The following is a 19,350-nucleotide window of genomic DNA, read 5'->3' on the forward strand; positions in this document are numbered from 1 at the left end:
TGGGTAAAGCGCCTACCTGACAGCGGCTCAATTTCGCAGTTTTACCCTTTTAAGCTAAACGGAAGATGATGATGAATCAGGATTTTACTGTCACGCCCTGGGACGTGAGCGGAACTATCGATTATAAGAAGCTGATCGAGGACTTCGGCACCGAGCCGATAGACGGCGAGCTGCTCGACCGGTGGAAGCGGCTGACCGGCGACGATCTGCCAATGGCTTTACAGCGGAAAGTCTTCTTCTCTCACCGGGACCTGAAGTGGCTGCTGGACCGGTACGAGGCGGGAGAAAAGTTCGTCCTTTATACGGGCAGAGGCCCGTCCGGCCACACGCATCTGGGCCACCTGATGCCCTGGATGTTTACTAAGTACCTGCAGGACAAGTTCGATGCTCCGCTTTACTTCCAGATGACGGACGACGAGAAGTTCCTGTTCAAGCAGGACCTGTCGATGAAAGAGGCGATGTCCTACACTTATGAGAATGCGCTGGACGTCATCGCGCTGGGCTTCGACCCGAAGAAGACTAAGATCTTCTCGGACCTCGAGTATTCCAAGACGCTGTACCGCATTGCCATGGAAGTGGCGAAGCGTGTCACCTTCAGCACGGCCAGAGCCGTGTTCGGCTTCGACAACAGCACCAACATCGGCATGATCTTCATCACCTCGTTCCAGTCGGCGCCGGCCTTTCTGCCATCCGTGGAGGCGGGCAAGAACATCCCCGTGCTGATTCCGCAGGCCATCGATCAGGACCCGCACTTCAGGGTCACCAGGGATATTGCGCCCAAGCTGGGCTACTATAAGCCCGCAGCCATCCACTGTACTTTCCTGCCGAGCCTGTCCGGCTCGGACAAGATGTCCGCCTCCAAACCGGAATCGACCATCTACACCGTGGACGACCTGAAGGTGGCAAGAAAGAAGGTGCTGAGCGCGTTCACCGGCGGCCGGGTGTCTGTCGAGGAGCAGAAGAAGCTGGGCGGCACGCCGAGCGTCTGCGCCATCTTCCAGTATTACTATTACCTGTTCGAGATGGATCAGGAAAAGCTCGACCAGCGGGAGCAGAAGTGCGTCCGGGGCGAGATCATGTGCGGCGAATGCAAGCAGGAGCTCGCCGACCGGGTCGTCAAGTTCCTGGAGAAGCACCAGGAGAAGAGGGAAGCGGCCAGGGACAAAGTACAGGACTTCATAGTAAGCGACTACAGCGCAGTCTACGATAAGCTGAAGCGGCCGCAGGATAAAAAAGAAGTTGCTAAGCTCATGAAGACCATGAAGGAGTATTGCAGCGTCAAAGAAGGCGAGCAGATCTCCGTCAGGAAAAGTAAAGAGTTCAAGTGATCGGTTCAACCAAGAAAGAGGGTAGTGTAGTTTATGGATCTTTCGATTAACGAGCGGCTGGTCCTCCGGTCGCTTGACCTGAAAGAGGTCACGGCAAAGGAGCTGGCGGCCGCAGCGGGCCTCAAGCCTGAGGCCGCAGTGCAGGGCGCCGCCATGCTGGCCGAGAAAGGGCTGGCGGCTTTGAGGGATGAGGTCGAGGCAGAGTACGTCCTGACCGAGGAAGGCAGGAAATATGTGGCCGAAGGGCTGCCTGAGCGGGTAATTCACGATGCCCTGCCGGCAGATGGTATAACCCTGAACGAGCTCAAGAAGCAGTTCCCGCCCGCAACAGTCAATATTGCCATGGGCTGGCTCCGCCAGAAAGGCTGGGCAAAGTTCGAAAAGAAAGACGGCGACATGCTTCTCGCTCCTCAGAAGGCAGAGGCTTCTGCCGATGAGACGATCCTCGCCGCAATCTCGAAGGGCGAGCCCCAGAAAGGCTTCGACGCTAAGGTGATCAAGGATCTCATTAAGAGAAATCTGATCGAGCTCCGGGAGACCAAGCAGAAGTTCGTGAAGATCACGGATGCCGGGCTGGCTGTCAAGCAAGCCGGTATTGAGATAACCGAAGAGATCGCCCAGCTGACCCCCGAGATGATCGCCACCGGCTCCTGGCAGGGTAAGTCTTTCAGGAAGTTCGACGTCAGCATCCCAGTGCAGACCGAGTACGGCGGCAGAAAGCACATCCTCCGTATGGGTATGGATGCCGTTAAGAGAACCCTGATCGAGATGGGCTTCAAGGAAATGGAAGGGCCCATGGTCGACGCGGAATTCTACGTGAACGACCTCCTGTTCATGCCCCAGGACCACCCCGCAAGGACGCACTGGGATCAGTTCAACCTGAAAGAGCCGAAGTACATTCACCACCTGCCTCCTGATCTGGTTAAGCGGGTTAAGGAAGTCCACCTGAACGGCGGTAAAAGCGGCTCCCTCGGCTGGAACTACGAGTGGGACGAGACCATCGCCAGAAAGCTCGTGCTCAGGGGCCACACTACGTCTCTCACTGCCAGGTACCTGGCCAGGCACGCGAAGCCACCCCAGAAGTACTTCTCGGTGAGCCAGGTCTTCAGAAACGACACAATCGACATCACCCACCTGCTAGAGTTCTGCCAGATCGAGGGGTGGATCATGGACGATAACCTCAGCATGAAAGACCTCATGGGCACGTTCAAAGAGTTCTACTCCCGTATGGGCATCACCGTGCTCAAGTTCAAGCCGACGTACAACCCGTACACCGAGCCCAGCCTGGAAATCTACGGCCGCCACCCGAAGACTAACCGTTGGATCGAAGTAGGCAACTCTGGCATGTTCAGGGAAGAGATGATGGAGCCCTACGGCATCAACAGCACTGTGGTGGCGTGGGGCCTGGCACTGGAGCGGCTCATGATGATCAATTACGGCTATACCGATATCAGGGACCTCCATGGTCCTCTGTGCGACATTAACTTCCTCAGGAGCGTGCCCGTAGTATGGCAACAGTAACACTCAATTATCCAGATCTCGTCAAGCTCATAGGCATCGAGCTCAGCCTGGACAAGGTCCGGGAGGTCATGTTCGAGCTCGGCAGCGAGACCGAAGACATCCAGGGCGACGAAGTCACCTTCGAGGTCACCAGCGACCGGGCGGACCTTCTTTCGGAAGAGGGCATTGCAAGAATGCTCCGGGCTTACTATAGTATCGAGACAGGCTTCAAAATCCCGAAGCTCCAGCCCTCGGGCTACAAGCTGATCGTCAACCGGGAAGTCGAACATGTCCGGCCTTACGTCACGGGCGCTATCGTCCGCAACGTACAGTTCACAGACGAGTCGATCAAGTCGCTGATGCACCTGCAGGAAAAGCTGCACGGCACCTTCGGCCGCAAGCGGAAGAAGGGCGCTGTCGGCGTCCACGACCTGGCGAAGATCAAGGGCATGGAGATTCACTACCGGGCGGTGCCGGCGGACAGTGTCAAGTTTGTGCCATTACAGAGCGACGAGCTGATGACGCTCGGAGACGTTCTCGCCAGGCACCCGAAGGGCATGGAGTTCCGGTATGTGCTGGAAGACAAGAAGCTGATGCCGATCATCGTGGACGACGAGGCGATCTTCTCGTTCCCGCCCATCATCAACTCGAAGCGCACCGAGGTCACTCTGAATACTCATGATCTGCTCATCGAGCTGACCGGAGAGGACCTGCGGACCATCGACTACATGCTCAACATCGTCCTGTACTCTCTCGACCTCAGGGGAGCGACCATCTACAGCCTGGACGTCATGTATCCTGACGAGACGCTGTACAGGCCTAACTTCAGCGTGCGCAACATGGACATCGAGGTCGACTATGTCAACCGTATCCTCGGCCTCGAGCTGACCTCTCCCGACATAAAAGCACTGCTGGAGCGCATGGGCTTCAAAGTGGCCGAAACCGGGAGCGATTACCTGATCGTAGAGGTCCCGCCATACCGGGCTGACATCCTGCACAAGAGGGATGTCGTAGACGACGTGGGCAGAGCTTTCGGCTACAACAACATCACTCCGTCCTACCCGAACACGCCTTCGGTAGGCAAGCTGACAGAGGCTACGAAGCTCGGCGATGCCATCCGGAACACCATGATCGGCTTGGGCTGCCAGGACACCTTCAACTTCATCCTGATCGGCAAAGACGAGGTCTTCGGGAAGATGAACCTCCCGGACGATGGTACGGCCGTAGAGATTTCAAACCCCTACGCAGAGCAGTATAATATCGTCAGGACCTCGCTGATTCCCTCGCTGATGATCGTGCTGTCGAACAACCTGCACAGGGACTACCCGCAAAACATCTTCGAGGTAGGAGCCGTCGCTCATCTGGACGGCGCCGAGAATACCGGTGTCAAAGAAACAGATCACGTAGCCTGTACCCTGTGCTATGCCAAGGCCGGGTTCAACGAGGTCAAGGTGAAGCTGCAGTCGCTGTGCGCGAACTTCGGCAAGATGGACCAGCTCAAGACTGTTGCTGCCGAGCACCCGTCGTTCATCTCCGGCCGGTGCGCCGAGATCCTGATCGGGGACAAGAAAGTCGGCATCATCGGCGAGCTCAGTCCCGTAGTCCTAAAGAGCTGGGGTGTAGAGATGCCTGTTGCGGCCTTTGAAATGGAGATCGCTGCCCTGAAATAGGGGATGGGCAGCACCTTTTTTATACCATAGTCAATTCGTAATGGTTTAGACGAACAGTCCTGATGAATAATCAGTGTAAGCTGCGCTGTGCTGGCTTCTGACTACTCTGGCACTCTAGACTATGTTATCTCTGTGCTCGGGAACGTACACGAACGCTGCGCTGTGCTTGATACAGATTTCTTGGAAAACATTAGAAGTGGTATCTCTGTGCTCGTGAACGTACACGAACGCTGCGCTGTGCCAGGATCACAGATTCCGACAGATGACACAGATTGCACAGATGCTAATCGATAATAATTAAAATGGTTCGCAGTATTCATCTTTTCTAATATGTCATCTGTGTAATCTGTTATATCTGTATCAATCTGTGCTCCTGGCACAGCGCAGCGTTCGTCTTGCATTCTCACGTCACAGGGGCAACCAGAAACTCACAGCGCAGCGTACGCTCTCAGATACAACTGGAAAGATCAAACTTCTTCCAGAATAATTATGGTCAGTAATCATCGAGCTCGCAGTCGTCCATCGGCAGAAAGCGTGCACGAGGGTCTCTGATTGCTGCCTTTTCGTTGGCGGCGTCCATCTCACGCGATCTTCGGACGCTGATCTCGATGGTAGTCCGGGGCTTTTCACGAAAGACTTGCATAGTCGCCTGTTTCAGGCACGCGGATAAGTATGTGTGGGGGCGGGTAAGCGGAAATTATCATTCTGGTTTACGAGTTGGCCGCCTCGCTGATATACTTGTGACGATTCCAGCGGAGAGTTTCACGGATATATCCCGGCTATATTGGCATTTTAGCGGAATCTGCCCGATGTACGCCGTATTTTCCAATGGCGGTCTGAACTGGTGTATGGCGATGGCGCCATGCTTACCCGCTACGTTTACGATCGCTTGAGGGTGACACCGTAAAAATAGCAAAAATAATCCCATTATTCCTAATTTTCCGCACGATATGTGTTTACAATTTTTTTTATGGTCGGGATTAACAGTCTTTCAGGAAATCAGTCAGGAACTTTGAACACTTGTTACCTCAAGTTCACTGCGAAGGAGGAATTCTATGTTCAGAAAACTGATTGTGGCAGGAACAGCAGCAGTTGCAACGGCACTGACGATGCTCCCCGCCGAAGCATGGTGGGGAGGCTGGGGATTCGGCAGAGGCTTAGGCTGGGGTCTGGGTCTTGGCTGGGGCGGTCTTGGCGGTCTTGGCTGGGGCGGTCTTGGCTGGGGCGGTCTTGGCGGTCTTGGCTGGGGCGGTCTTGGCGGCCTCTGCGGCGGCTGTGGCCTCGGCGGCCTGTGGTGGTAAACTATCCACCACTTTCCCTCTTTTTTATGTCTATTTTCTTAAACCGTTTTCCGAAATGCTGTAGCGCTGTTGTACATTGTAAATGTTCATCACTCTGGAGAAACTGTTTACTTCCTCCGGGCTCAGGTCGTCCCTGACTCTGACCAGCCGGGGGAAGCGCAGCGCATAGCCACTGCTGTATATGGGGCTTTTCTGGATTTCCTCAAACTTGACCTCGACTATGATTTCCGGGCGGACGTCCACGATGCGGCCGTGCTCGCCGGTAATGAGCGGCTTCAGCTTTTCCGTCATCTCCAGCAGCTGTTCGTCTGAGAAACCACTGGCCACTCTGCCCAGGATCACATAGTCGCCGGTTTCTTCGTCCAGGCAGGCCACCTCAAACGATGTCAGCCAGCCGGCTTTCCGGCCGTGTCCCCATTCCGCAGAGACAATGGCCAGGTCTAACGTGTCCAGCACGGACTTGATCTTGACCATCTTCTTGCCCCTGACGCCGGGCGTATAAGTAGCGTTTAAATCCTTGCCCATCAAGCCTTCGTTGCCGCTCTTCACCGATTCCTCGAAAAGCTGCTGGGCGGCTTCTTCCTGATCAGTTACCAGTGCCCGGGCAGGCTGGCACAAGCTGTCTGTGGCGACGACGATCTCTTCCAGAATTTTTCTCCTCTCCCGGAGCGGCAGGTCGATGGTACTTATGCCCTGGTTGTACAGCACATCGAACGGCCTGAGGATCAAGGGAAACTGCTTCTGCGTCTCTTCGACTTTGTGGATACGCCTGAGCCTTGTCAGGATGTTCTGGAACGGAATAGGCCTGCCAGTACCTTTATCGATGGCGATGCACTCGCTGTCGAGGATGGCGGTTTCCGATTTGATGCTATCCCGGACGAAGCCCACGATCTCTGGCAGTGCATCGGTAAGGTCTTCCAGCCTGCGAGAGTAGAGCTTCACATCTTTGCCTGACTTATGAATCTGGAGCCGGGCACCGTCGTACTTCATCTCGAACTCTGTTGGCCCGCCCATGGTCTCGATCGCTTCTTTGATGCTGGATACGTTCTGGGCTAGCATCGGCCTCACTGGCCTCATCGGCCTGATCGTGATGGCCTCCAGGCCCGCCGCTCCTTCTGTCTTAGCTATCCGGGCGGTCTCGCCCAGGTCGCTGGTCAGCATGTGCGCCCGGCGCACCTGGTCCAGGGTAGCCCCGAACGCCTGCCCGATAGCGTCCTCCATCACGCCTTCCTTGGCACCCGAAAGCACGTACTCGATGGTCAGGCTGACTATGTAATGAGCCTCCTTCGGGCTGGTGGCCCGGTGCAGGAGGCCGATGAGGATCTTCTGCTTCTTAGTGGACGAGCCTGCGCCGGAAGACCTGGCTATCTCGTAGAAGGTCTCGGCGACTTCTTTGACCGTGATGTCCTCCGGCTCGAAAAACGTAACCTGCCGGCGCTTCTGGAACATCTCCTCGGCGGTAACGCCCAGGTGGCCTGACTTCTTATAGCTCTCGACAACGGCGTCTTCGGGATTGTGGGTAATCGTGGAGATGATCTTGATCATCGACTGGCTGGCAATGCCAATCTTCCGCTGGTCCCACTCGGGAAAGATCCGGCCGGTCAGAAAGGTGACGATAACAGGAAGCTCGTCGACAGGCGCCTGCTGCAAAAACGCTGCGATCATTGCTGTCTTTTCCAGTCTGCTGGAAGTGCTTCTTAAATTCTCATACACGCCCACAAGATCTTTGAACAACATCGCGACCACGTATAAATCCGAGATTAATTGGCGTGCGTCGCTCAAAAAGCTTGCGACTTACTGGAAAACTGCATAAGGGGGTGTTTGTGTGCTGATTGTAGCGCTGCCAGTCGATTGAACTTGCTTCTGTAGTATATTCACAATTTCCAAGCAAGGGCTCACGTTATGCGCTCTTTGTCAGGCCTGCCACGATCCTTTCTTCTTAGTGCGGGTTATCCAAGGCCAACGGCCTTCAACACTAAAATGCTTAAATACCACGACTGTGCTTTATATTATAAGGGATGGATGGACTGGCATGGACGCCGAGAAATCGTTAAAAATCGCTACGCGCAGGTTCCAGAACGGGAACTACTTACTATCGCTGAACAAATTCGGGCAGGCAAGGAAAGAGTTTGAGGTCGCTCTCACGATATACGAGCGAACTGATGCTTACAAAGAAACTGCCGAGACCCTGAACAATATCGGCATCGCTCTGCACCGGGACGGTCAGAACGCTGATGCCCGGGACTTCCTGGAGCGGTCGTACGCTCTCAAGAAGGAGAAAAACACCGCGACCAAAGAGTCGATGTTTAACACTCTCTATAATCTGCTGCACATCTCTGGTGTCCTTACCCCGGACGAGTTCGAGAGCTACTATATCGAGCTCAAGCGGATTGGTGAGGAGCTGGGTGGGGACCACCAGGATATCGTGGAAAAAGAAAAGGCGATATACGACAGCGTGGTCGCTACCCGGGCCATGGATATCCGGAGGAAACAGGAAGAAGAGCAGGCTCGGAGCTCGCCTGCCGGGGCGCTGGAGCACATGCAGGCGTCGGGCATACCCTGTCTCACCAGGGTTGACTTCGAGTTGCACGGCTTCGCCATCGGCCTGAACGAGCCGATCACTTACCTGAACAGGGGTAAGATGGTGAAGATCGAGGGGCTGGTGGCAAGAGAGGAAGGGATTGATTCCACCCTCGGCACTGTGGAGTTCGAGGCTCCCTACCAGAGCATCAGGAGCCTGATCGAGAGTAATGATATCAAGCCTGTCGAAGCCGAAGCCTTCGAGCACCTGAAAAAGTTCATGAGCACACTCGTAGTGGTGCGGGAGGAGATCAACTTCTCGCTGAGAAAATCCCGGTTCTCCATCTCCCGGGTAACCATGAAAAACGCTTTCGGCGACTTCGTAGATCTCTATGCGGGCCAGGAAGCTGCTAAGCATGTGCCCACGGTGCTGAACTCCGAAGACGTCATGCTGGTCAAGATGATGCTTTCCTCAGATCCGTCCATGTACAAGCTGCTCACCCTGAATTCCAGGCGGCTGTACGACGAAGAGCACTTCGCCGTCTCCATCATAGAGTCGATGACCGCGCTCAACGCCTTTTTGAACGTTTTGCTGCGGACCTCGCTCACGGGGGACCACCTGCTTGATTATACTAGTATCCAAAACACTTCGCTCTACAATCGTCTCGACTACCTTAAGCGCCTGCTCTCCGGCATCGAAAAGGGCGAGGCAGAAGGCACGCTGGAAACCTACCTCGGGGAAACAGGCAAAGACCTCGGGGAAGCCATGGTATTCTACGACCGGATCATGTCCGGCGACAAGTCGGGCATAGGGAACGTCGAAGCCGGCAAATCGCTGCGGGCTGTCAGCGCGGCCATCTACGAGCTCAAGTCGCGATACGGTATCTAATTGCCAACGATATAAGCTGTTGCGTGTGCTGCTCCGGCAGATCGGCACACGGACGTATGCCTGCCCTGCAGGCTTACGCGTATGTCTTGCAAGACAGGCATACGCGTAAGCCCGCCCTGCAGGCATACGATCGCCATTATTTTTACTTAGTCTTTTAAACGCGCAGCCTAAATCTCACGGTGAATACCGGGGGTTTTTCATGGCCAGGCTAACCAAGAACGATAGCGTTTGCATTCACTGCCACCGCTGCGAGTCCATCTGCACGTGGGCACACGAGACGGCATTCAACCCTAAGCGGGGCCGGATTATCGTAGATCTGGAGTATCCTGACATACATAAGATCAGAATCTGCATCCAGTGCGGCAGGTGTGCGGACGCATGCCCGATGGACGCCATCTACCAGGATTATAATATCCTTACTACCAGCGAGCAGGGCATCTTTCGCCTGGACGAGGACAAATGTGTGGGGTGCGGCGAATGTGTCCAGGTCTGCCCCACTAACGTGCTTCAATTCTTCCCTGACGTCAGAATGCCGCGGAAGTGCGATTTCTGCCTCGGTGAGCCCCAGTGTGTCAAATATTGTCCGACTCACGCGCTGAGCTGGGCTTTAGGGTGATCGTATGCCTGGCGGCTATACAGGAAAAATTCTCCGGGTAGATTTGACTCAGGACAGGTTCAGCATCGAAAAGCCCGACGAGGCCGTGCTGCGGGATTACATCGGAGGCGAAGGCCTCGGCATCAAGTACCTGTACGACGAAGTGCCGGCAGGCTGCGACCCACTTGAGCCAGAGAACAGACTAATCTTTATGACCGGCCCGGTAACCGGATCGCTGGCCCCTACCTCCGGCAGGCACTGCGTAACGACGAAGTCGCCGCTTACCGGCTGCCAGACGACTTCTCATGCCGGCGGTTACTGGGGCACCCAGCTAAAGCTGGCCGGTTATGACGGTATCATAGTACAGGGACAGAGCCCTGATCCAGTTTATCTGTTTATCGACGACGGCGAGCCAAAGTTGTACGATGCGGGCAGCATATGGGGCAGAGACGTGTTTCAGACAGATCTGCTGGTAAAAGAAGAACTTCACGACCATAAGCTCAGCGTCACAGCCATTGGCCCCGCAGGTGAAAACCTGGTGAAATTCGCCAGCATTCAGAACGATCGCGATAGATCGGCGGCCAGGGGCGGGTCAGGAGCAGTAATGGGCTCTAAGAAGCTCAAAGCTATCGCAGTCAGGGGTACCCAGAGCTTTTTCGCCGCGGACCCGGGTAAGTATAAAGCGTCGATGGACGAGCTGCTGGAGAGCGTATATAACAACGTCATATCCGGAAGCTTGCTCCCAAAAAACGGGGTCACCGGTATCATGGACATGATTAACGATCATGGCGCTCTTCCGACCCGGAACCACCAGTCCGGAACCTTTGAGCACGCACACAATATCTCTGGCCAGAAAATGTCCGAAACTATGCTGACCCGGACGCGGGGCTGTTACTGTTGTAACATTCACTGTACCCGGCTGATCAACATCCCTTACGGGCCATACCACGGTACGAGAGGTAAAGGCCCGGATTACGATGCGACGGTTGCCTTCGGCTCGCAGTGCGGTAACGGTAACCTCGAAGCGGCGGCGAGAGCTAATTTATGGTGCGACCAGTACGGCCTCGATTCCGTCACCACAGGAGAAATGATTGCCTGGGCTATGGAGCTGTACGAGCGGGGCATCATCAACCGCCACGATACGCGGGGGCTCGACCTCAAGTTTGGCAACCATGAGGCAATGGTCGCCATGGTTCCTAAGATCGCCACCCGCATGGAGTTCGGCGCAGTCCTGGCAGACGGCCTGAACGAAGCTGCCCGGAGGATTGGCAAAGGCGCTGAAGAGTACATTATGGCTGTCAAGAACCTGAACCTCCCGGGCTTTGAAGCCAGAGGAAGTAAAGTGATGGGCTTGCAGTATGCCGTCGATAACCGGGGCGGCGATGATCTCCGGCCCTATGGAGCTTTGATCGAGTGCCTGGGCTTCAGGTCAAAAGAGCTTGACATGCCTGAGAGGTTCGACCCGGTATCAGAAGCGGATAAAGTGGAGTGGCTATTGCCCGCCCAGCATTATTCGGTCGCTGTCAACTCGCTGGTATGCTGCATGTTCACTATCATCGGCTATTCGGTGGAGCCCGGGCAGTATGCCCGGCACCTTTCTGCGATTACCGGTTTCAGCTACGACAAAGACAGTCTGCTGCTTGTCGGCGAGAGGATCTGGAATCTCCAGCGGGCCTTCAACGTCCGGGAAGGCTTCACCAGGAAAGACGACCGGCTGCCGGACCGGCTTACCACCGAGCCTGCGCCATCCGGGCCTGCGGCGGGAAGTACCGTCCACCTCGATCGCATGCTGGAAGCTTACTATGAGGCCAGAGGCTGGGATCGTGACGGTATCCCCACCCGGGACAAGCTCCGATCGCTGGGGCTGGAGCACGTCTTCGCAGACCTCGACAGGGCGAGGACAGAGGCAGGTAAGCAGGCGGCGGCCTGAAAGGCCGATGCATGAAAAGCCGCTATCTGCACGAGAATAAGCTATAACATTACGCTCTAAATACAACTGTGAGGTTTTACATGAAGAAAATCAGGATCTACTCTAAGCCGCTGTGCCAGGACTGTAACAGGGCTAAAGCATTCCTGAAGGACAAGGGCATCCAGTTCGAGGATATCGACATCCAGAAGAACAAGCCGGCCCACGAGGAAATGGTGCAGCAGTACGGCGTCGATATTTGCCCCGTCATAGTGATCGACGACCAGGTGATGGTCGGCTTCAACCCACCGAAAATTAATAAGCTCTTATCAAGCCATTAAGCTATAATCAATTTTTACGGTGTGACGGTTGACGCTTGATACAGTAGTGATAGGTGCAGGTCCTGCGGGCATGACCGCAGCCCTCTATGCGAAGAGAAAAGGTCTTACCCTCGCCCTCATAGCCGACTCGGTAGGGGGGCAGATGGGTACGACTGGTAACATCGAAAATTATCCGGGAGTAGAAGGCATTCTGGGTAAACAGCTGGCCCTTAAAATGCACGACCAGCTAAAGAAGCTGGACCTGGAGATCACGATGGACCGGGTTACGGGCGTCGAGCGAATCGGCGACCGTATACGGACTACTACCGGAAACGGTAAAATCTTTGATTCCCGGACTGCTATCATTGCCTCGGGAGCCCACTGGCGGGAGATCGGAGTCCCGGGCGAGAAAGAGTTCGCCAACCGGGGTGTCAGCTACTGCACCACCTGTGATGGCCCGCTGTTCGCAGACACAGACGTAGCCGTGGTGGGCGGGGCTAACGCAGCGGCAGAATCCGTGCTCGAGATGACCCGGTTTGCCACGAAGATCTACATGATAGTCCGCAGCACCCTCAAAGCGGACCAGATCCTCGCAGATCGCATCATGTCTAATCCTAAAGTGACCGTTCTCCAGGGGTACGACGTGGTCAAGATCACGGGCACAGACTTCGTAGAAGGCATCGAAATCAGGTCGAAAGCCGGCGAGCAGAAAACCCTGCCGGTCGGCGGTGTCTTCGTAGAGATCGGCCAGGACCCGAACACGGCGTTCCTCAAGGGGCTGGTCAAGACTAACGAGAAAGGCGAGATCATCATAGACGAATACTGCCGCACCAGTGTCACCGGCATCTACGCCTGCGGCGACGTCACCGACGTCCCCCAGAAACAGGTCATCGTAGCCGCCGGCGAAGGGGCCAAAGCTGCTATGGATGTATACACTTACCTGAGCAAGCTCTAATTAAGTTTTTTTACCACGATGGCGCAGCTGATTGATATAATCCCGGCAATACCCGGGCCATGGGGAACCATGACCGATAGAATGGTTATTTAACCACGGTGGCACTGCTCTTTATCCGTGCAACTGTAGATCAAATATTTTAACCACGGCGGCACGGCGACACCAAGACCGTGGCGAACCGGTATAAGTGAATTCTTTTTTAGTCCACGGCGACACCAAGACAGAGCATTAACCTTAAGCTTACTGTCCAATCGTTTCAGCCAGGCTTTCGATCAATAGCCTGAAGGACGCGAAGCGTAATTGTCTCCGTGCAGTCAGCCTGCCGTGCCGCCGTGGATCAAAAAAGATTGCCCTGCTATTCCGGTACAAGTTGTCTCCGTGCCGCCGTGCCGCCGTGGTTCAAATAACTATCCAGCCATCGCTTCTCGCTCTGTCTCCGTGTCGTTGTGCCGCCGTGGTTCAAATAACCATGCTGGCATATCGTGAGTCGCTCTGTCTTCGTGTCGCCGTGTCGCCGTGGTTTAAATTTCTGATTTCCAGTTGTCTAAACTAACAGCAGTACCGTCGCGATCGGTATTGGATAGTGTTACCAGAAGGTGCCCTTATAGTGGGTGGTCATCGGGCAGCCGAGGCACTGGTTGTGGACATAGTACTGGCACTCAGGACAATTGTAGCCGCAGGGTGATATATCGGTCTTTTCGAAGCCGATCTTCACGGGCATGGTCAAACTCTGGACGGAGGAGATGACGATGCCGAAGTCGACGCTGGTTACGGAAGGGTTGCTGCGGAGGTGGCGGCCGACCAGGGCTTCGATGGTGGCGATGTCTTCGGCGGCAAAAAAGATGCTTAGGTTTTCTTTACCTGAAACGATCAGCCCGTTTAAAAAGTAGGGGCACTGTTTAAAAAGATCAATGACCTTGTTAGAATCTCGGGTGGTGATATCTACCTTGGCGACGTTCATGCCAGCCCTTTTTAGGTCGACGCCTACGCTGGTGGCTAAGGCTCCCGAGTTCTTGAGCTTGATGATCCTGGCTCCGACTGTGGGCTGGGATAGCCCCACGTGCTCTGCGATCTCTGTCTGTGAGATTTCAGGGTTTTGCTCGAATAACGCGATAATTTTGCGGTCCCTGTCATCGAGTTCCAGCCGGTCCATAACTACACCATCAAATAAGCGCCAAGCATCCGATCAAAGATAATACGGCATGCGTCGGCGTTTTACGCTGTTAGCTTTTACGCTGATCTTGCCGGATACTACAATTTTAATAATACCTTAGCCTTTTTGTACTTTTGCTTATAATTTATAGGGGGGGTTGAAACTGAGCCCGCGGAAAAATCCGGCATTGCCGCTATATATCCTTATTTGGGCCGATAATGCCCTGGCAGATAGACCACAGTAAGTTCGGCCATGGTAGTTTCCTCCTGTCGATTGTCCATCCTGCAATCTCTGGCAGTAGTGAGCACCTCTTTCGGGCGGAATTAATATATACGTGGAAAACCTCTATACAGTACGCTTTAGTACGTATGGGGCCATAGGGTAGACTGGTCCATCCTTCAAGACTGGGGGTCTTGAGACCCCGATTCAAATTCGGGTGGCCCCACCAACTAACTAAAGCAACATGATTTCTTTGTTTTCATACTGTTAATACGGTTAGTTACGTCTGATTTTACCAGTATAATCCAAAAATATTCTATACATGTGTTTTTATTGGTGCTGTGGTCAAAGGCTTTAAATAGCACCTTAGTAGATTCATAATTCAGGTTAGTAATTACTAAGTCTGGAGCCGGTTTATGGCGAAGAGCATAAAGGAAGAGCTAAAAGATCTAAGTGACTGGATAGAGATCTTGAGGGAGCGCCTGAAAGAGCGCCTCTCGGATGACATGTCCAACGTGAAACTTTTAGTATTACTGGTTGCGCTGTTCTTCGTCGTCATCGTGGGCGGACTGGTGATAAGCTCCTCGGAGAGCCTGTACGGCCCCATCTTCTCGAAGATTCTTCCGACTTCGCAGCCTACGCCTGTGCCAACCGCATTGCCTGTTACAGCTACGCCCGTCGTTACGCCGACACCCGCCCCGACTCCGACACCGGTGTTAACGCCTGTGCCCATCACGGGCAACGCTTCGACTAATACTACACTGCCGTCTAACGCTTCGATATCGTCTCCTACACCTACTTCCTACCCGAAGCTTGGCTGGGACTACAATGGCGGATTTATCCCTGATGCGCCGTCTCCTGCCAATGGTTCTCAATAAGCAGACTTTTGGGAGCGGTAAGAGGTTAATCTATTCGCAGGCTCAGGGTATCTCGTCCTGCTTTGCGGGACAAAAGTTGCAGATCGAGTACTCGACATCCTTTTCCTTGTCCCTGATCGGGCAGTATGCCGTACCATCCCGTACCTGGACTGCAAATCCTCCCGGGAAGGGCATGCCTACCGGGTGGCCCGGCTCGTCCAGCACGAACATGTAGAACCCGCTGATCAAATAGTAGAACAGGCTGTTGAATGTTGCATCTGCCAGGTCCTCTTCGTCCTGTATCTCTCCTGCGGGGAAGCGTGACTCGATCATCTGGCAAAATTCCCTGAATAGCCGGGCGTCCTTAATATAGCCCTCTATCTGCTCAAGCTCTCCCGAGCTCTGCATAGCCATGATTTTGTTGTACCTGCCAAAGTACTGCTCCAGGAAGTGCGGCCTGATCTTTTCCCTGTACGGGGAAGGCAGGTTTATTATGTCCTTCTCCAGGCTGGCGCTGACGTACTGCAAATCATTGATCGAGAATTTTTGGATTTCGGCTGCCAGTTCCCGGGCAAGCTCATTTTTGCGAGTCAACCTGGCAACTCGTGAAAATATCCGGAAACTTTTCCCGCTCATTTCTGTAGAACCTGCCGGGCTGGAGCCCAGATTATATCGGCGTAGCTGCGTATTTAAATTACGGGTAAACCCGGGTGTAATAAGGCTGATAATCAGGAGTCGATCTTGTACACGAAAAAAGATATGGAAGGGCTGATGCCCTTCGTTACTTTTTATTATTGCCGTTACCGTTGCCTTTGCTGTTATTTTTGCCGTTGCCATTACTGTTGCCGGTATCGGTACTGTTATCGGCGGTGAGGCTCACGCTGCCCTTATCTTTGTTCTTGCCGTTGCCCTTCTCGGTCAGGTTTGTCGGGAAAGGCCAGCTCGGGCTGCCGTTCACGATGATCGGCTGCGGGGCGACGTACCCTTTCTTGGCCAGGCCAGGCGGCACGAAGGTCGAGTTTAACCCGTTCTTGAGGTGGCCGGGCGGCACGAAGTAGGTGGTGTTGTTGTACAGGATGAACGGCCTGCCGTTCTTGATCGTCGTGGTGTTGTTGTACGCGCCGGACAGGCTGTCCCGCAGGTCGGTGGGAATGCTGCCGTTGTCGATCATTCCTTCCAGTACCTGCTGCTGCTCGTCCACAACAGGGCCGACTTCCGAGTACTGCTCTTCATCGACATCTTCCTGTTCCATGGTGGAGTTGATGTCGTTGATCTCGTTGTTGTACTCGTTCAGAGCCATTTCCATTGCAGCTGTATTGTTAGTTTCAGCTGCTGCCATGGCTTCAGAAAGGCGTTCCTGGGCATGGTCCATCTGTTTCTGCAGCTTTGCGCTGTTGCTGCCTGCTAAAGACTCGTCGACGTTCTGGACAAAGAGCTTCAGGCCGTACAGCGGAGAGTCTGCTCCTACCATGCCTTTGTAAGGGCTAATCTTGCCGGACGCTGCCAGTGAGGGGGCAGGGACAGCGGCCAGGAGTACCAGTACTACAAGTACTGTGATCAGGGTTTTCTTAATCATAGATACACCTTCTCAATTTATTTTATCCCGAATTCCCCGATTGATTATTCCCCGAATAATTCTAAGATAATCTTTAAGGCATATATGCTTTTCTCTATTTGAGTAATAATTTGGCACGATATCGAGGTATATTGAAAAATAAGTAATTATTTGGAGTTATACGTGGATAGATTACTGATTGCCTGTAAATAGTCGCCTCTCCTGCTGGCTGGCAACTGGCCTTCTACTCTTTATCCTCACCCGAATCCTAAAAATAATATCCGGCCATATATGGGTTCAAGTCTCCTTACGTGTGGTGGCGAGTGATGCGATGACCGAAGATCAGGATACTACTATCGAAGCATTGAAATCGAGGGTAAAAAGTTTCTGCGAGGCAAGAGACTGGGACCAGTACCACGATGCCAAAGAGCTGGCTATCAGCATCACGATAGAATCTGCAGAGCTGCTAGAGCTGTTCAGGTTTAAGAGCCGGGAAGAAATGCGGCAGATGTTCGAAGTACCGGACAGCAGGGAAGAAATCTGCGACGAGGTCGCCGACGTGCTGTTCGCATTGCTCCGGTTTGCCCAGCTGTACGATATCGATGTGGTAACGGAGTTTAACCGGAAAATGGCGAAGAACGAAGCTAAGTATCCCGTCGAGTTCGCCCGGGGCTCGAATAAAAAGTACGATGAGTTTTGAGCTATATGCCACAAGATTTCCGGCCGGTCTTCTCAAAGTATCGCTGGTGGTACTCTTCGGCTCTGTAGAATCTCCCCGCCGGCTCTATTCTGGTGGCGATTGGCTTGCCGGACGACTTTTGCATGCGTTCCCACGATTCTTCCGCGGTCTTTTGCTGCTCAGCGCTGTGATAGAAGATAACCGACCGATACTGCACGCCGATATCCGGTCCCTGCCGGTTTACCTGGGTGGGATCGTGGATGGTCCAGAAGACCTCGAGCAACTGCTCATACGTAACCCTGTCAGGATCGAAAGTGACCTCTACGACTTCTGTGTGGCCGGTTGTGCCTGTACAGACCTCCTCGTAAGTGGGGTTTTCAGTCTTGCCGCCCATAAAGCCTGATTGCGTTGAGATCACTCCCGGCACTCGCATAAACGCGTCTTCCACGTGCCAGAAACAGCCTGCGCCAAATGTTGCCTTTTCGTGTCTTGCTTCAGTCCTATTTCCAGTAATGTTGATCACCAGCTCGACAATGTCGTTTTTATGAAATGCCGGATCCATCAGCTCAGTATCCTCAAACCCGCCCATACTGTCGCCGGCAAACGGATTCATAGGCATCGGCCAGCGTCTGTCATCCTGATTTTCCCGGGACATGTCTATCAATGATGATTAGTGCTCAGATCTATTAAAGTTGCCCGGAAACTTTTTTCAGGCAGTAGCTTCCTGTGCGCCGGCAGCGCCCTTGTTTTGCTCTCTGAGCGCGGGTAGAACGTCCCTGGTGTAGCTCTTAATAAAGTCCAGCTGCCCCGGCCCTGCAGTGTGTACGTATATGTGAGTGAAGCCCATGTCTATGAACTGCTGGACATACCTGATGTGCTCATCAGGGTCGTTCGATATGCACATCCGCTTCATCAGCGCATCGTCGCCTACCACCGCTCCGTTCATCTCCGACATCGACGGCGTATAGATATTCTGGTTGAACATGGCCGGGATCATCGCACCCGCCCAGTATTTCTTGAAGTCATTCATGACAGCCTGGAGATCGCTCGTATAGATCACGTTCAGCTCGATCATCTTAGACATCGTATCCGGGTCTTTACCCGCCTGTCGGGAGCCTGCCTCAAAATTCTCCAGGATCTGCTTGAGGACGGGTGTCTCGTTCGACACTGTGATAAGGCCGTCTCCCTGCAGACCGGCGAAGGATGCGCTGCCCGGCACCAGCGAGGAAATGATGATGGGTATCTGAGTTTTTGGCGGGGTATACAGTTTGGCCTTGCGGGTGCTGTAAAACGCCCCGTCGAAGGTCACGTAGCCTCCGGCCCACAGCCGCCTGATCAGCTCGATCGCTTCGAAGAGCATCTGTTGTCGATCAGAGTAGTCCGGCCAGACTCCGGTAGCGGCATATTCGTTCAGCGCTTCTCCTGTCCCCAGGCCCAGGTACGTCCTGCCCGGGGCAAAGTTATCAACCGTAGCAGATGCCTGGGCTATGACTGCCGGATGGTAGCGGAGGATCGGGCATGTGACTCCCGGGCCGAGCACAATCCTGTTCGTGCGGGCCGCGGCGGCACCGAGCCAGGTCCAGGTAAAGCAAGCCTGTCCCAGCTCGCTCCACGGGTGAAAGTGATCGCTGACGTCGATGGCGTCGAAACCTGCCTGCTCCGCAGCGACTGCATAGTTCAGCAACTCTACCGGGGGATACTCTTCCGGACCTAACTTGATACCTAACATCACCATACTACATCAGCCTCTGTTCTCCCGCCTGCCGCCGAAGTCCGCGGCAACGCTAAAGGCTTTGCTGTACGCGGGTAAAACGTGTGATGCCGGTTATAACGTACCTTGCCTGCTGCGGTAGTTTTTCACTATGCCGGGCCAATGAACATGCCAGAGCTAAAAACAGTAAAC

The 19,350-nt window shown here is 54.1% G+C and carries 17 protein-coding genes and 1 tRNA gene; 11 read left to right on the top strand and 7 right to left on the bottom strand.

Translation table 11 applies throughout. The annotated features are described in order from the left end of the window. Positions 1–71 precede the first annotated feature (71 nt). The 3 genes from ACPLPM_RS10585 to pheT are packed head-to-tail and all read left to right on the top strand — an operon-like array spanning position 72 to position 4,498. Complete coding sequence (locus ACPLPM_RS10585; protein WP_424359968.1) at positions 72–1,328, top strand: tryptophan--tRNA ligase; 1,257 nt, start codon at positions 72–74, stop codon at positions 1,326–1,328. Between the two features lie 33 nt (positions 1,329–1,361). Then, entirely contained in the window at positions 1,362–2,849 is a 1,488-nt protein-coding gene (locus ACPLPM_RS10590) for a phenylalanine--tRNA ligase subunit alpha (RefSeq protein ID WP_424356750.1), read from the top strand. Continuing rightward, positions 2,837–4,498 (top strand): phenylalanine--tRNA ligase subunit beta, encoded by a 1,662-nt coding sequence (pheT, locus tag ACPLPM_RS10595; RefSeq protein ID WP_424356751.1) that lies wholly within the window; start codon positions 2,837–2,839, stop codon positions 4,496–4,498. Before ACPLPM_RS10590 ends, pheT begins: the two co-directional genes overlap by 13 nt. Positions 4,499–4,991: 493 nt before the next feature. Here pheT and ACPLPM_RS10600 read toward each other — a convergent pair whose 3' ends face one another. Together ACPLPM_RS10600 and ACPLPM_RS10605 are read right to left on the bottom strand one after the other, a co-directional pair. Next, positions 4,992–5,141 (bottom strand): hypothetical protein, encoded by a 150-nt coding sequence (locus ACPLPM_RS10600; RefSeq protein WP_424356752.1) that lies wholly within the window; start codon positions 5,139–5,141, stop codon positions 4,992–4,994. A 688-nt stretch (positions 5,142–5,829) separates the two neighbouring features. Continuing rightward, positions 5,830–7,536: an ATP-dependent DNA ligase gene (locus ACPLPM_RS10605; RefSeq protein ID WP_424356753.1), complete on the bottom strand. Its 1,707-nt coding sequence runs from the start codon at positions 7,534–7,536 to the stop codon at positions 5,830–5,832. 295 nt (positions 7,537–7,831) lie between these two features. On the opposite strand from ACPLPM_RS10605, the gene ACPLPM_RS10610 reads away from it, so the two are divergent. The 5 genes from ACPLPM_RS10610 (at position 7,832) to ACPLPM_RS10630 (ending at position 12,984) form a co-directional block, all read left to right on the top strand. Further along, positions 7,832–9,208: a tetratricopeptide repeat protein gene (locus ACPLPM_RS10610; RefSeq protein ID WP_424356754.1), complete on the top strand. Its 1,377-nt coding sequence runs from the start codon at positions 7,832–7,834 to the stop codon at positions 9,206–9,208. A gap of 199 nt (positions 9,209–9,407) precedes the next feature. Beyond that, on the top strand, positions 9,408–9,824 hold the full coding sequence (locus ACPLPM_RS10615; RefSeq protein ID WP_424356755.1) for a 4Fe-4S dicluster domain-containing protein: 417 nt from the start codon (positions 9,408–9,410) through the stop codon (positions 9,822–9,824). Positions 9,825–9,828: 4 nt separating this feature from the next. Beyond that, positions 9,829–11,733 (top strand): aldehyde ferredoxin oxidoreductase family protein, encoded by a 1,905-nt coding sequence (locus tag ACPLPM_RS10620; RefSeq protein WP_424356756.1) that lies wholly within the window; start codon positions 9,829–9,831, stop codon positions 11,731–11,733. Positions 11,734–11,813: 80 nt separating this feature from the next. Further along, a complete protein-coding gene (locus ACPLPM_RS10625; protein WP_424356757.1) occupies positions 11,814–12,050 on the top strand; it encodes a glutaredoxin family protein in 237 nt (78 codons plus the stop codon). 28 nt (positions 12,051–12,078) lie between these two features. Further along, entirely contained in the window at positions 12,079–12,984 is a 906-nt protein-coding gene (locus ACPLPM_RS10630; RefSeq protein WP_424356758.1) for an NAD(P)/FAD-dependent oxidoreductase, read from the top strand. A gap of 586 nt (positions 12,985–13,570) precedes the next feature. On the opposite strand, the gene ACPLPM_RS10635 is transcribed toward ACPLPM_RS10630, so the two are convergent. Beyond that, positions 13,571–14,137 carry an Lrp/AsnC family transcriptional regulator gene (locus ACPLPM_RS10635; protein ID WP_424356759.1) on the bottom strand — a complete coding sequence of 189 codons (567 nt, stop codon included), beginning with the start codon at positions 14,135–14,137 and terminating at the stop codon, positions 13,571–13,573. A 370-nt stretch (positions 14,138–14,507) separates the two neighbouring features. Here ACPLPM_RS10635 and ACPLPM_RS10640 point away from each other — a divergent pair. Both ACPLPM_RS10640 and ACPLPM_RS10645 read left to right on the top strand, forming a co-directional pair. Next, positions 14,508–14,585: transfer RNA gene (locus ACPLPM_RS10640), tRNA-Pro, on the top strand. Between the two features lie 187 nt (positions 14,586–14,772). Beyond that, positions 14,773–15,234 carry a hypothetical protein gene (locus tag ACPLPM_RS10645; protein ID WP_424356760.1) on the top strand — a complete coding sequence of 154 codons (462 nt, stop codon included), beginning with the start codon at positions 14,773–14,775 and terminating at the stop codon, positions 15,232–15,234. A 42-nt stretch (positions 15,235–15,276) separates the two neighbouring features. Here ACPLPM_RS10645 and ACPLPM_RS10650 read toward each other — a convergent pair whose 3' ends face one another. Both ACPLPM_RS10650 and ACPLPM_RS10655 read right to left on the bottom strand, forming a co-directional pair. Then, entirely contained in the window at positions 15,277–15,849 is a 573-nt protein-coding gene (locus ACPLPM_RS10650; RefSeq protein WP_424356761.1) for a DUF2115 domain-containing protein, read from the bottom strand. Positions 15,850–15,994: 145 nt separating this feature from the next. Next, positions 15,995–16,789 (bottom strand): DUF5667 domain-containing protein, encoded by a 795-nt coding sequence (locus ACPLPM_RS10655; RefSeq protein ID WP_424356762.1) that lies wholly within the window; start codon positions 16,787–16,789, stop codon positions 15,995–15,997. A gap of 310 nt (positions 16,790–17,099) precedes the next feature. Between ACPLPM_RS10655 and ACPLPM_RS10660 the strand changes: the two genes are divergently transcribed. After that, entirely contained in the window at positions 17,100–17,468 is a 369-nt protein-coding gene (locus tag ACPLPM_RS10660) for a nucleotide pyrophosphohydrolase (protein WP_424356763.1), read from the top strand. Position 17,469: 1 nt separating this feature from the next. Here the strand turns inward: ACPLPM_RS10660 and msrA are convergent, their stop codons facing one another. Further along, positions 17,470–18,009 (bottom strand): peptide-methionine (S)-S-oxide reductase MsrA, encoded by a 540-nt coding sequence (gene msrA, locus ACPLPM_RS10665; protein ID WP_424359969.1) that lies wholly within the window; start codon positions 18,007–18,009, stop codon positions 17,470–17,472. A 147-nt stretch (positions 18,010–18,156) separates the two neighbouring features. Further along, on the bottom strand, positions 18,157–19,182 hold the full coding sequence (locus tag ACPLPM_RS10670; protein ID WP_424356764.1) for a TIGR03557 family F420-dependent LLM class oxidoreductase: 1,026 nt from the start codon (positions 19,180–19,182) through the stop codon (positions 18,157–18,159). Positions 19,183–19,350 lie beyond the last annotated feature (168 nt).

It is taken from the genome of Methanocella sp. MCL-LM, from assembly GCF_049676595.1.
In the GTDB taxonomy this organism is placed as follows: Archaea; Halobacteriota; Methanocellia; order Methanocellales; family Methanocellaceae; genus Methanocella_A.

Excerpts from the sequence above, each read along its gene's own strand:
- ACPLPM_RS10585 (WP_424359968.1), top strand. The coding sequence starts at position 72 with ATGAATCAGGATTTTACTGTCACGCCCTGGGACGTGAGCGGAACTATC.
- ACPLPM_RS10590 (WP_424356750.1), top strand. The coding sequence starts at position 1,362 with ATGGATCTTTCGATTAACGAGCGGCTGGTCCTCCGGTCGCTTGACCTG.
- pheT (WP_424356751.1), top strand. The coding sequence starts at position 2,837 with ATGGCAACAGTAACACTCAATTATCCAGATCTCGTCAAGCTCATAGGC.
- ACPLPM_RS10600 (WP_424356752.1), bottom strand. The coding sequence starts at position 5,141 with ATGCAAGTCTTTCGTGAAAAGCCCCGGACTACCATCGAGATCAGCGTC.
- ACPLPM_RS10605 (WP_424356753.1), bottom strand. The coding sequence starts at position 7,536 with ATGTTGTTCAAAGATCTTGTGGGCGTGTATGAGAATTTAAGAAGCACT.
- ACPLPM_RS10610 (WP_424356754.1), top strand. The coding sequence starts at position 7,832 with ATGGACGCCGAGAAATCGTTAAAAATCGCTACGCGCAGGTTCCAGAAC.
- ACPLPM_RS10615 (WP_424356755.1), top strand. The coding sequence starts at position 9,408 with ATGGCCAGGCTAACCAAGAACGATAGCGTTTGCATTCACTGCCACCGC.
- ACPLPM_RS10620 (WP_424356756.1), top strand. The coding sequence starts at position 9,829 with ATGCCTGGCGGCTATACAGGAAAAATTCTCCGGGTAGATTTGACTCAG.
- ACPLPM_RS10625 (WP_424356757.1), top strand. The coding sequence starts at position 11,814 with ATGAAGAAAATCAGGATCTACTCTAAGCCGCTGTGCCAGGACTGTAAC.
- ACPLPM_RS10635 (WP_424356759.1), bottom strand. The coding sequence starts at position 14,137 with ATGGACCGGCTGGAACTCGATGACAGGGACCGCAAAATTATCGCGTTA.
- ACPLPM_RS10645 (WP_424356760.1), top strand. The coding sequence starts at position 14,773 with ATGGCGAAGAGCATAAAGGAAGAGCTAAAAGATCTAAGTGACTGGATA.
- ACPLPM_RS10650 (WP_424356761.1), bottom strand. The coding sequence starts at position 15,849 with ATGAGCGGGAAAAGTTTCCGGATATTTTCACGAGTTGCCAGGTTGACT.
- ACPLPM_RS10655 (WP_424356762.1), bottom strand. The coding sequence starts at position 16,789 with ATGATTAAGAAAACCCTGATCACAGTACTTGTAGTACTGGTACTCCTG.
- ACPLPM_RS10660 (WP_424356763.1), top strand. The coding sequence starts at position 17,100 with ATGACCGAAGATCAGGATACTACTATCGAAGCATTGAAATCGAGGGTA.
- msrA (WP_424359969.1), bottom strand. The coding sequence starts at position 18,009 with ATGGATCCGGCATTTCATAAAAACGACATTGTCGAGCTGGTGATCAAC.
- ACPLPM_RS10670 (WP_424356764.1), bottom strand. The coding sequence starts at position 19,182 with ATGGTGATGTTAGGTATCAAGTTAGGTCCGGAAGAGTATCCCCCGGTA.